Source organism: Methylorubrum podarium (assembly GCF_022179745.1).
In the GTDB taxonomy this organism is placed as follows: domain Bacteria; phylum Pseudomonadota; class Alphaproteobacteria; order Rhizobiales; family Beijerinckiaceae; genus Methylobacterium; species Methylobacterium podarium.
The window spans coordinates 1-12,365 of record NZ_BPRD01000119.1; the positions used below are offsets into that span (position 1 = coordinate 1).

At 69.3% G+C, this 12,365-nt stretch carries 6 protein-coding genes; 5 read left to right on the forward strand and 1 reads right to left on the reverse strand.

Annotated features, from left to right (window positions below):
* The first annotated feature begins 31 nt into the window (after positions 1-31).
* The gene (locus tag MFF42_RS06265; protein WP_238254973.1) at positions 32-6,487 is read left to right on the forward strand and encodes a peroxidase family protein; all 6,456 of its coding nucleotides are present in this window, start codon (positions 32-34) and stop codon (positions 6,485-6,487) included.
* On the opposite strand, the gene MFF42_RS06270 is transcribed toward MFF42_RS06265, so the two are convergent.
* A complete protein-coding gene (locus tag MFF42_RS06270; protein ID WP_238254974.1) occupies positions 6,443-6,691 on the reverse strand; it encodes a hypothetical protein in 249 nt (82 codons plus the stop codon). The genes MFF42_RS06265 and MFF42_RS06270 overlap by 45 nt on opposite strands.
* 803 nt (positions 6,692-7,494) lie before the next feature.
* On the opposite strand from MFF42_RS06270, the gene MFF42_RS06275 reads away from it, so the two are divergent.
* The 4 genes from MFF42_RS06275 to MFF42_RS06290 all read left to right on the forward strand — a co-directional run.
* Positions 7,495-9,210 (forward strand): AMP-binding protein, encoded by a 1,716-nt coding sequence (locus MFF42_RS06275; RefSeq protein ID WP_238254975.1) that lies wholly within the window; start codon positions 7,495-7,497, stop codon positions 9,208-9,210.
* A 102-nt stretch (positions 9,211-9,312) separates the two neighbouring features.
* On the forward strand, positions 9,313-10,476 hold the full coding sequence (locus tag MFF42_RS06280; protein WP_238254976.1) for an acetyl-CoA C-acyltransferase: 1,164 nt from the start codon (positions 9,313-9,315) through the stop codon (positions 10,474-10,476).
* 24 nt (positions 10,477-10,500) lie between these two features.
* Complete coding sequence (locus tag MFF42_RS06285; protein WP_238254977.1) at positions 10,501-11,262, forward strand: SDR family NAD(P)-dependent oxidoreductase; 762 nt, start codon at positions 10,501-10,503, stop codon at positions 11,260-11,262.
* Positions 11,263-11,272: 10 nt separating this feature from the next.
* The coding region (locus tag MFF42_RS06290) for an acyl-CoA dehydrogenase family protein (RefSeq protein ID WP_444980415.1) at positions 11,273-12,365 on the forward strand (1,093 nt) is incomplete at its 3' end.

The following is a 12,365-nucleotide window of genomic DNA, read 5'->3' on the forward strand; positions in this document are numbered from 1 at the left end:
CGGCCTGCCCGAGCCCGACGAGACCGGCACGATGTTTTCCGAGAACGCGGCGATCAAGGCGCACGCCGCCGCGAAGGCGGCGCCGGCCGATATGACCGCCAAGGCCGCGCTCGACGCGAAACTTGCGCAGTACGGCGTCGAGATGGACGGGAATACCGTCTATCTGCCGAACGTCGCGCCCGACGAAGGTTTGTCATCGCCGTTCAACGGGTGGATGACGATCTTCGGCCAGTTCTTCGATCACGGCCTCGATCTCGTGGCCAAGGGTGGCAACGGCACCGTCTACGTCCCGCTGTCGCCCGACGATCCGCTCTACGTGCCGGGCGGGCAGAACTACATTCCGCTGACCCGCGTCACCGTCGAGGCCGGCGCGGACGGCGTTCTCGGCACGGCGGATGACGGCGCGGGTCCCAAGAACCTGACCACACCCTGGGTCGATCAGAACCAGACCTATGCCTCGACCGCGTCGAAGCAGGTCTTCATGCGCGAGTACATCCCCGGTCCCGACGGCAAGCCGATCGCCTCCGGACACCTGCTGGAGGGCAGCAACGGCGGGCTCGCCACCTGGGCCGACATCAAGGCGCAGGCGAAGACCGTCCTCGGCATCGAGCTGACCGACCTCAACGTCGGCAACATCCCGCTGATCGCGTCGGACCCCTACGGCAACTTCATCCCCGGCCCGAACGGCTATCCGCAACTGGTCGTGGGCATGGGGCCGGACGGCAAGCTCGGCACGGCCGACGACGTGCTGCGCGAGGGCAACCCCGCCGCGCCGGTCAGCGCGCAGGGCGTGGTCCTGACGGGACACGCCTTCCTCGACGACATCGCCCACGCGGCCGTGCCCGTCATCGCCGGCGGCGTGCTGCAGGCGGACGGCGATGCGGCGCTCGGCTATGCCAACGCCGACGGCACCCCCGGTCCCCAGGGCCAGCGCGGCGCCACGGCCTACGACAACGAACTGCTCGACCGGCACTTCGTCGCCGGCGACGGCCGCGCCAACGAGAACATCGCGCTGACCGCCGTCCACCAGGTGTTCCATTCCGAGCACAACCGCATCGTCGAGATGACGAAGCAGATCGCCCTCGATTCCGGGGATCTCGCCTTCCTCAACCAGTGGCTGCTGGTCGATGTCGCGGCGATCCCGACCACCGAGGCCGACCGGGCCGCCCTGGTATGGGACGGCGAGCGCCTGTTCCAGGCCGGGCGCTTCACCAACGAGATGGAGTACCAGCATCTCGTGTTCGAAGAGTTCGGCCGGATGATGCAGCCCGACATCGACGCCTTCGTGTTCGAGCCGTCGGCCGACATCAATCCGAGCATCGCGGCGGAGTTCGCGCACGTCGTCTACCGCTTCGGCCACTCGATGCTGCGGCAGGACATCGCCACCATCGGAATGGATGCGGACGGCAAGCCGGTCCAGACCGACATCACGCTGTTCGACGGCTTCCTCAACCCGGTCATGTACGACTCGCTCGGCGATGCCGAGGCCGCCTCGGGGGCGATCATCCGGGGCATGAGCCGCCAGACCGGCAGCGAGATCGACGAGTTCGTCACCGACGTGCTGCGCAACCAGCTCCTCGGCATCCCGCTGGATCTGGCCACCATCAACCTCGCGCGCGGCCGCGATGTCGGCACGCCGACCCTGAACGTGGCCCGCGAGCGGTTCTTCGAGGAAACCGGCGACACGCTGCTCAAGCCCTACGAGAGCTGGGCCGACTTCGCGCTGAACCTCAAGAACCCGGCCTCGATCATCAATTTCATCGCGGCCTACGGCAACCACGCCTCGGTGCTGAACACGGCCGACGCGCCGCGCACGGTCGAAGACCTGCGCGCGGCCGCGACCAAGCTGGTGCTGGGCGATTCCACGCTGACGGGCGACGCCAAAGCCGCCTTCGACGCCGACCGGCTCGACTTCCTCAACCACACCGGCGCCTATGCCGGCGATGCCACGCTCGGCGGTCTCAACACCATCGACTTCTGGATGGGCGGCCTCGCCGAGAAGAAGATGGCGTTCGGCGGCATGCTGGGCTCGACGTTCAGCTTCGTCTTCCAGATGACGATGGAGAACCTGCAGGATGCCGACCGGTTCTACTACCTGTCGCGCACGCAAGGGCTGAATCTGCTCAACGAGCTGGAGAACAACACCTTCGCCGAACTCGTGATGCGCAACACCGACCTCGGCGACGCCGACTCGACCGCGCTGCCCGGCAACCTGTTCTCGGCCTTCCAGATGCCGACCCTCGAACTCGACATCAGCAAGCAGCTCGGCGCCGATCCGGTGTCGGACGATCCGTTCCTCGGCGGCTTCTCCAAGCTGATCGAGCGCGTCGACGCCAACGGCGACGGGATCGCCGAGTCGATCCGCGTCAACAGCAACGAGCACTTCACGATCGGCGGCACGGACGGCAACGACGTCATCGTGTCCGGCGGCGGCGACGACGCGATCTGGGGCAAGGGGGGCGATGACCGGATCGAGGCCGGCTACGGCGTCGACAAGGTGTTCGGCGGCGCCGGGGACGACATCATCACCAATGCCGGGACGGATATCGGCGAGGCGGACTTCCTGCACGGCAACGAGGGCAACGACGTCATCCACGGCGGCTCGGGCCTGTCGCTGCTCTTCGGCAACCAGGGCAACGACTTCATCGTGACCGGCCCCGACGGCAAGGAGGCCTTCGCCGGCACCGGCGACGACTTCGTCCTCGGCGGAAGCGGCGGCGACGTGCTCCTGGGCAACGAGGGCAACGATTGGCTGGAGGGCGGGCAGCGCTTCGACAGCCTGTCGGGCGAGAATTCCGAGCTGTTCTTCAACTCGACCATCGTCGGCCACGACGTCCTGAACGGCGGCGGCGGCGACACCGACTACGACGGCGAGTCGGGCGACGACATCATGTTCCAGAACAGCGAGGGCATCCAGCGCAGCAACGGCATGGCCGGCTTCGACTGGGCCGTCCACAAGGGCGACAGCCAGGCCGCCAACTCGAATCTGGGCATCCCGATCTTCGCGACGCAGGAAGCCTTCATCCTCCGCGACCGCTTCGATCTGGTCGAGGGCCTCTCGGGGTGGAAGCAGGACGACGTTCTCACGGGGCGCATCACCGCCGTGAACACCCGCGCGGAACTCGAGGGCACCGCGGCCATCCCCGGCCCGAATTCGCCGCTCGACTCCTACTCCAACGACCTGCTGGCCAAGAACGTCGCCCTGATCAGCGGCCTCGCCCCGCTGGTCGCCCATCTCGGCGCCGGCGTTCCGGTGACGCGGGTCGTCAACGGCCAGACGGTGCCGGTCCTCGACGAGAACGGCGTGCAGGAGCGCGTGATCTTCTCCACGGCGGATGCCTCCGACATCCTCCTGGGCGGCGGCGGCAGCGACACCATCACCGGCCTTGCCGGCAACGACATCATCGACGGCGACCGCTGGCTGAACGTGCGCATCCGCTTCGTCGAGGAGGGGGTCGCCTACACGGTCGATGAGATGGCCGGCCAGGTCTATCTCGAAGCCGAGTACGTGAACGGTGCCCCGGTGCCGAATGCGGTGCCCCAGTTCGGCGGCCGGCCGCTCACCGACCTGATGTTCGATCGCACGATCAACCCCGGTCAGCTCGCCATCGTCCGCGAGATCGTGGACGGCGACGCGTCGAACTCTGCCGTCGACATCGCCGTCTATCGCGACGTGCTGGCGAATTACGACTTCACCCAGAACGCCGACGGCAGCATCACCGTCGCGCACCGCGTGGTCGCGGGCGTCGATCCGACGCCGGAGGACGACCCGGCCGGCGAGACGCCGGAGACCGAGGGCGAGCCCGACCGCGGCTCCGACGGCGTCGACCGGCTGTTCAACGTCGAGAAGCTGCGCTTCTCCGACGGGAACGGGGGCACGGTCGAGTACTTCCTCAACCAGCTGCCGTTCCCGGCCACGGGGGCGCCCGTCATCGTCGATCCGACGCCGACCAACGGCCAGGTTTCCCCGACGGAAGGGCTCGCGCTCACGGTCGATACGAGCGCGATCCAGGACGTGAACGGGCTGGGCGCCTTCAGCTATCAGTGGCAGGCCTCGGGCAACGGCGGCACCACGTGGCGCGACCTTCAGGTCAACGCGAACGGGCCCGCGTTCACGCCGAACGACGGCGTCCTCGGCGTTGGCAGCCAGGTCGGCGAGATCCTCAGGGTCCGTGTCAGCTTCACGGACGGGGCCGGGCATCAGGAGGTGCTTTTCTCCGCGCCGACCGGGGTCGTCGGCGACAACTGGGACGCGATCCCGTTCGTGGCCAACACCTTCACCGGGACGGCGGGCGACGACATCGCCGACGGGACGAGCGGGTTCTTCGGTCTCGGCGCCAACGACACGCTGAACGGCAATGCCGGCAACGACATCCTCAACGGGGCCGGCGGCAGCGACACCCTGAACGGCGGCGCCGGTGACGACCGCCTGGATGGCGGCGCCGGCACCGACGTGGCGGTCTTCGCCGGCTCGGTGGCCAACTTCGCCCTCGGCTCCAGCGGCACCAACCTGGTCGTGACCGACCTGACCGGTGCCGAAGGGACGGACACCCTCAGCACGATCGAGACCCTGCGGTTCGCCGGCGCCAACTACGCCGTCGTCGCGGGCACCGCCGGCAACAATATCGGCCTCAACGGGGCCAACGGTGCGGCGGGATCGCAGGCGGTGTTCGGCTTCGCCGGGAACGACACGCTCAACGGCGGCGCGGCCAGCGACCATCTCGTCGGCGGCCAGGGCAACGACACCATCCGGGGCGATGCCGGCGGCGACACCATCTACTGGACGGCGGGCGACGGCCGCGACCTGATCAACGGCGACACCACCGCCGCGAACATCCTCGGCAGCGTCGACACGATGAAGGTCGTCGGCGACACCTCCGCCGAGACGTTCCGGATCTACACGCGGGCCGCCGCGCTGGAGGCCGGGATCGCCGACCTCAACGCCAACACCGAGATCGTCATCACCCGCAACGGCACCGGCAGCGCCTCGATCGTCGCCGAACTCGACAACATCGAGGAGATCGTGATCAGCGGCCGGGGCGGCGGTGACATCTTCATGCCGATCGGTGATTTCACCGGCACCAGCCTCCTGACCAGCACGATCAGGCTCGAAGGCTCCGGGGACGACGACACGGTCGACATGACCGGGCTGCTGTCGGCCCACCGCGTCGTCTTCCGGTCGAACGGCGGCGACGACAGGCTCGTCGGCAACCTGCGTCCCCAGGACATGATCGAGCTGCCGGACGGTGCGACCTCGGACGAGTACGAGATCGAGACCGATGCGCAGAGCGGCCTCACCACGATGACCAGGGGGGACGACAGCATCTGCTTCACCAGCCCCGGCGGCCTGCCGCACTTCGGATCGGGCCGGAAACACGACGACGACGTCGAGGACGAGTACGAAGACGATCCTCACGACGATTACGAACCGGAAGACCGTCCGGACACCGGCGAGCCGAATCCGATCGGCAAAACCTTCGTCGGCGGCGCGGAAGACAACGTCTTCACGGGCACCGCCAGAAACGACAGCTTCAACGGCGGCGGCGGAACGGATCGGGCGATCCTCAACTTCGCCTTCGGTGCGGCTTTGGTCGGCGTCACGGCCGACGGCGCCACGGTGATCACCGGCCCCGACGGGAGCGACACCTTCCGCGGCATCGAGGTGTATCAGTTCAGCGACCGCACGATCGACAATGCCGACGGATCGCCGCTGGTGGACGACCTGTTCTATCTCAGCCGCTACGGCGACGTCGCAGCGGCCGGCATCGATGCTGATACGCACTATGCCGAGTACGGCTTCCGCGAAGGGCGCGATCCCAACGCCTTCTTCTCGACGAAGGGTTACCTCGCGGCCAATCCGGACGTGCGGGCCGCCGGCCTCAACCCGCTGTCCCACTACGATCAATACGGCTTCCGCGAGGGCCGCGACCCCGGCGTCAACTTCGACAACGAGGCCTACTATGCCGCCAACCCGGACGTGCGGGCCGCGGGCCTCAATCCCCTGCGCCACTACCTGGAATACGGTCAGGGTGAGGGCCGCACGACCGACGACGCGATCGGCCGCCCCGCGGATCTCGGCGCGTCGCAGGGCTTCGACGCGCAATTCTACCTCCTCGGCAACGTGGACGTGGCCGAGGCGGCGATCGCGGCGGGCAGCGACAGCTTCGCCTTCGCCCTCAACCACTACACCAAGTACGGGATTGCCGAGGGTCGCGATCCGAACGCCGTCTTCGACACCGACGGCTATCTCGCCGCCTATCCCGACGTGCAGGCGGCCGGCGTCAATCCGCTGACCCACTATGTCCAGTACGGCGCCCGCGAGGGCCGCGATCCATCGACCGAGTTCGATACGACGGCCTACCTGGCGGCAAACCGGGACGTCCAGGCCGCCGGCGTCAATCCGATGCTGCACTACCTGCAATACGGCCTCTACGAGGGCCGCTCACCGCAGGCTGATGCCAGCTTCGGTGCCGGGATCGTCGGATGAGGGTGGATATTTGAAGGCACGCTCCCGGTCACGACAGTGACCGCGGATCGAGGTGTCGAACGCAGTCGCGGCGGCTATCCTGAGCATGAGGCAGGCGAAGGCGACGAGGTGCAGGTCGGCCACCGTGCTGGCTTCGCGCTCGTCGTCTTTGACGAGCCTGCCGAAGCAGACGGCCCAGGCGAGGGAGCGCTCGACACCCAGCACCTGTGCAGCACGGCCTTCGACAAGCTGAGGATGAGAGGGTCGCGCAAGTCTTCGAACATCGTCACGACATCCAGTTCGATGCAGTCCTTGCGCGCGACCGCGGCCGGCTTCGCGCCGGTGTCGCCCTGATCGGCGAAGGCGATTTCAACGCTGTCGCCGATGGCCGCGTGCGCGGCTTCGCCGGACCCTCGACTTGGACGCGGCCATCGGCGTTGGCGGCGTGACGTGCAGGGCCAGGAGCTGCCCAAGCGTGTCGGCGGCCATGTGCAGCTTCGAGTCTTGGTAATGCTTGACACCGTCGTAGCTGACCCGCTCGCCGCTCTCGAGCGTGGCCCGTACGTTCGGCTGTCGAGGATGGTCTCTGACGGCTCCGCGTTGCGCCCGGCTGCCAGCCGCATCACGGCGCGAAGGTCCTCGCCGATTGCGCGAAGCTCCGACCTGCTCGGACCTGCTTCTGAGCCGGACACGCTATACGTCCGCCACCCTGACGCGTCTGTCGGCTCCGAGCCAGCGCCTCATCGACACGGCGGCGCTTCAGCAGGCGCTCGGCGAGTCACCGTTTCCGACGGTCGCGGACTGACCAAGCTTGGCGAGGTGCCTTCAGCCCCCGACGATGACGAGGGTCGCCGCTGAGATCGGACACGCCTTTGGTGCCGGGGATCGGCTCGCGGATCGGAAGAACGGGCTGGCAGATTCGCTCAGGGGCGATGGCGATTTCCGTCATTGAAGGCGCCCCCGGCCCGTCCCAGGATGGGCGCATGCAGCCCGAATGGGCGCGGCCGAATAGGATGGGAGGAGCCAGGATGAGCAATGTTCGGCTCGGCGGCGACCTTGCGTCGGACGAGATCAGGCCGAGCGTCAAGCCTTCGGCCGACTATCTTCGTGCCGTGTCCGACTTCGATTGCGCCGCCGCCTTCACGGCGATCTTTCCGGAGGGATCCGAGCGGATCAACGCCTGCCACACCTGCTGCGACCGCCATGCGTCGGATCCCGAGCGCATCGCGCTCCGGTACAGCAGGCCGGGCGAGGCGCTCCGGGAGATCACCTTCGCCACCCTCGCCGACCAAGCGGCCCGGTTCGCCGGCGTTCTGTCCGAGCGCGGCGTGCGGAAGGGGGATCGCGTGGCCGGCCTCGTCCCGCGCACGCCGGAACTGCTGATCACGATCCTGGCGACGTGGCGCCTCGGTGCCGTCTACCAGCCGCTGTTCACCGCCTTCGGTCCGAAGGCCGTCGAGCAGCGCGTCAAGGACGCCGGAACGAAGGTCGTCGTGACGGATCCCGCCAACCGCGCGAAGGTCTCCGGCGTCGAGGGCCTCTGCACGATCATCACCGTCGGCGCAGGGAGCGCAGGGACCGATCCCGATTTCTGGGCCGAACTCGAGGGTCAGCCCGGTCACGGCGCGCCGGTGCCCTGCGATGCGGACGACCCGTTCCTGATCATGTTCACCTCCGGCACGACCGGTCCGGCCAAGCCGCTGCTCGTCCCGCTCAAGGCGATCGTGGCCTTCGTCGGCTACATGCGGGATGCCGTGGATCTGCGGCAGGACGACCGCTTCTGGAACGTCGCCGATCCGGGCTGGGCCTACGGCCTCTACTACGCCGTCACGGGCCCGCTCGCGATGGGGTGCGCGACGACGTTCCACGACGGCGCCTTCACCGTCGAGGAGACCTACGGGACCATCCAGAGGCTCGGCATCACGAACCTCGCGGGCTCCCCGACCGCCTTTCGCTTCCTCATCGCCGCCGGGCCGGCGGCCGCAGCGGCGGTCAAGGGGCAGCTGCGGGTCGTCAGCAGCGCGGGCGAGCCGCTCAATCCCGAGGTCATCCGCTGGTTCGCGGATCATCTCGGAACCACCATTCACGATCATTACGGGCAGACGGAGCTCGGAATGGTCGTCTGCAACCACCACGCCCTCGCGCACCCGATCAGGCTCGGCTCCGCCGGCTTCGCCGTCCCGGGCCACCGGGTCGTCGTGCTCGACGCCGACGGCGCGGAACTCGGGCCCGGGGAGCCGGGAATCCTCGCCCTCGACCGGAAGCGCTCGCCCCTGATGTGGTTCTCCGGCTACTGGGAGCGTCCGACCCCGGCCTTCGTCGGCGACTACTACCTGAGCGGCGACACCGTCGAGGCCGACGCCGACCGCAGCATCGCCTTCGTGGGACGCTCCGACGACATCATCACCTCGTCGGGCTATCGGATCGGACCCTTCGAGGTCGAGAGCGCGCTCATCGAACATCCGGCCGTCGCGGAATCCGCGGTCGTCGGCAAGCCCGATCCCGAGCGGACGGAAATCGTGAAGGCCTTCGTCGTGCTGAAGGCCGGCTTCGAGCCGGGCCGGGAGCTGGCCGAATCGATCCAGGCCTACGTGAAGACGCGCCTCTCGGCACACTCGTACCCGCGCGAGATCGCGTTCGTCGAACAGCTCCCCAAGACGCCGAGCGGAAAGCTGCAGCGGTTCCTCCTGCGCAACCAGGAGATCGCCCAGGCCCTCGGGGCGCCGGCACCGACCGACGGCTGATGCCGGCCAAAAGCCCGTCGCCGCGGCGAGGGATTTTCGTGCCGGCGGCCGGCTCCGGGTCGACCGGCTTGGCGAGATTAGGCATCGAACAGGATTCAGGTCATGCCGGGAGACCCGATCGTCATCGCGAGCGCCGCGCGGACCCCGATGGGAGCGTTCCAGGGGGAGCTGAAGGCCCTCTCCGCGACGGAGCTGGGTGCCGTCGCGATCCGCGCCGCCGTCGGTCGCGCGGGTCTTGAGAGCGCGGAGGTCTCCGAGGTCGTGATGGGCTGCGTCCTGCCCGCCGGCCTCGGTCAGGCCCCGGCGCGTCAGGCGGCCCTCGGGGCGGGGCTCTCCGAGGCCACGCCCTGCGCGACCCTCAACAAGGTCTGCGGCTCGGGCATGAAGGCCGTCATGCTCGGCCACGACATGATCGCCGCCGGCTCGGCCGACGTCATCGTCGCGGGCGGCATGGAGTCGATGTCGAACGCGCCCTACCTCCTCGACAAGGCCCGCGCCGGCCAGCGCCTCGGCCACGGACGCGTCCTGGACCACATGTTCCTCGACGGCCTGGAGGATGCCTATGACCGGGGCCGCCTCATGGGGACCTTCGCCGAAGAGACGGCCCGGCACTACCAGTTCACCCGCGAGGCCCAGGACGCCTACGCCCTCGAATCCCTGTCCCGCGCCAGGCGGGCCGCGGAGGCCGGCGCCTTCGACGACGAGATCGTCCCGGTCGAAGCGGGCGGGCATTCCGACGAGGGACCGCGCAGGGCCCGGCCGGAGAAGATCCCGACGCTGAAGCCGGCCTTCCGCGCCGACGGCACGGTGACGGCGGCGAACGCCTCGTCGATCTCGGACGGCGCGGCGGCGCTCGTGCTGATGCGGATGTCGGAAGCCGAGCGCCGCGGGCACGCGCCGCTGGCCGTCATCCGCGGTCACGCCAGCCACGCCGCGGCCCCGGCCTGGTTCTCGACCGCCCCGATCGGCGCCATCGGCAAGCTGGCCGGAAAGGTCGGCTGGTCCATGGCCGACGTGGACCTGTTCGAGATCAACGAGGCCTTCGCGGTGGTCGCCATGGCGGCGATGCGCGACCTCGGCCTGTCGCACGACAGGGTCAACGTTCACGGCGGAGCCTGCGCCCTCGGCCACCCGATCGGCGCCTCCGGCGCGCGCATCGTCGTGACCCTGCTGTCGGCCCTTGCCCGCAGCGGCGGACGGCGCGGCATCGCCTCGCTCTGCGTCGGCGGCGGCGAGGCGACCGCGCTCGCCGTCGAGCGCCTCTGAGCGAGGCTTCCAGGAGGGTACCCCGTGAAGGTTCGAGGGATCGCTGCGGTCGTCACCGGCGCCGCGTCGGGATTGGGCGCGGCAACGGCCAGGGCGCTGGCGGCGGCGGGGGCCCGGGTCGCGCTGCTCGACCTGAATGCGGAGGCGGCGGCCGCGGTCGCGGGCGAGATCGGAGGGGTCGCGCTCGCCTGCGACGTCGCCGATGCCGGGAGCGCGGAGGCGGCGGTGGCCCGCGCCGCGGCGGAGCACGGCGTCGCCCGCATCCTGGTCAACTGCGCCGGCATCTGCCCGGCGGCGAAGGTGGTCGGGCGCGACGGGCCGGCGAGCCTCGACGCCTTCGCCCGGGTCGTCCAGATCAACCTGGTCGGCACGTTCAACATGATGCGGCTGGTGGCGGCCGGCGCGGCGGGTCTCGAACCTCTGGAGGGCGGGGAGCGCGGCGTGATCGTCTCCACGGCCTCGATCGCCGCCTACGAGGGGCAGATCGGACAGGCGGGCTACGCGGCCTCCAAGGCCGGGGTCGTCGGCCTGACCCTGCCGGTCGCCCGCGAACTGGCGTCGCTCGGCATCCGCGTCTGCGCCGTCGCGCCGGGCATGTTCGCGACGCCGATGGTCCAGGGGCTTCCGGACGAGGTCCGGGCGAGCCTCGGCGCGGCCGTGCCCTTCCCGTCCCGCTTCGGCCGTCCCGACGAGTACGCCCAGCTCGTCATGGCCATCCTGGCGAATCCGATGCTCAATGGCGAGACCATCCGTCTCGATGGCGCGCTGCGGATGCAGGCCCGATAGGATCCGCCCGATGCTGACCGACGACCAGAGGATGATCCGGGACGCGGCGCGGACCTTCGCGGTCGAGAGGCTGAAGCCGTTCTCGGCCGAATGGGACCGGGAATCGCGTTTCCCGAAAGAGGCCCTCGCCGAGATGGGGGCGCTCGGCTTCATGGGCATGCTCGTGCCCGAAGCGTATGACGGGGCGGCCGTCGACCACGTCGCCTACGCCCTGGCCGTCGAGGAGATCGCCGCCGGCGACGGCGCCGTCTCGACCATCATGAGCGTCCACAACTCGGTGGGCTGCATGCCGGTCCTGAAATTCGGCACCGAGGAGCAGAAGCAGCGCTTCCTCAAGCCCTTGGCCCGCGGCGAGCATCTGGCTGCGTTCTGCCTGACCGAACCCGGCACCGGCTCCGACGCTTCGGCCCTGCGGACCCGCGCCCGCCGCTCGGGGAACGGGTGGGTGGTCTCCGGGACGAAGCAGTTCATCACCTCGGGCAAGAACGCCGGCGTAGCGATCGTCTTCGCCGTCACCAACCCGGATGCCGGGCGGAAGGGCATCTCGGCCTTCATCGTCCCGACCGACACGCGGGGCTACACGGTCGCATCCATCGAGCACAAGCTCGGGCAACGCTGCTCGGACACGGCGCAGATCGTTTTCGAGGACATGGTCCTGACGCCCGACCTCCTGCTCGGCGAGGAGGGCCAGGGACTGCGCATCGCATTGTCCAACCTCGAGGGGGGACGCATCGGCATCGCGGCGCAGGCCGTGGGCATGGCGCGGGCCGCGTTCGAGGCGGCCCTCCGCTACGCGGGCGAGCGCGAGACCTTCGGCAAGCCCCTGACCGGCCATCAGGCGGTGGCGTTCCGCCTCGCCGACATGGCGACCCGGATCGAGGCGGCGCGGCAGCTCGTGCTGAGCGCGGCGCGCCTGCGCGACGCCGGATCGCCATGCCACAAGGAGGCCGCGATGGCCAAGCTCTTCGCCTCCGAGATGGCGTCGGAGCAGACCCGTTCCGCCATCTCGGAGGCGAAGAGCTTGGCCATCGCGGCCTCCTTGTGGCATGGCGATCCGGCGTCGCGCAGGCGCGCCGCGCTCAGCACGAGCTGCCGCGCCGCCT

What these genes read in the sequence shown, in the direction of transcription:
- MFF42_RS06265 (WP_238254973.1), top strand. Translation starts at nt 32, where the DNA reads ATGTTTTCCGAGAACGCGGCGATCAAGGCGCACGCCGCCGCGAAGGCG.
- MFF42_RS06275 (WP_238254975.1), top strand. Translation starts at nt 7,495, where the DNA reads ATGAGCAATGTTCGGCTCGGCGGCGACCTTGCGTCGGACGAGATCAGG.
- MFF42_RS06280 (WP_238254976.1), top strand. Translation starts at nt 9,313, where the DNA reads ATGCCGGGAGACCCGATCGTCATCGCGAGCGCCGCGCGGACCCCGATG.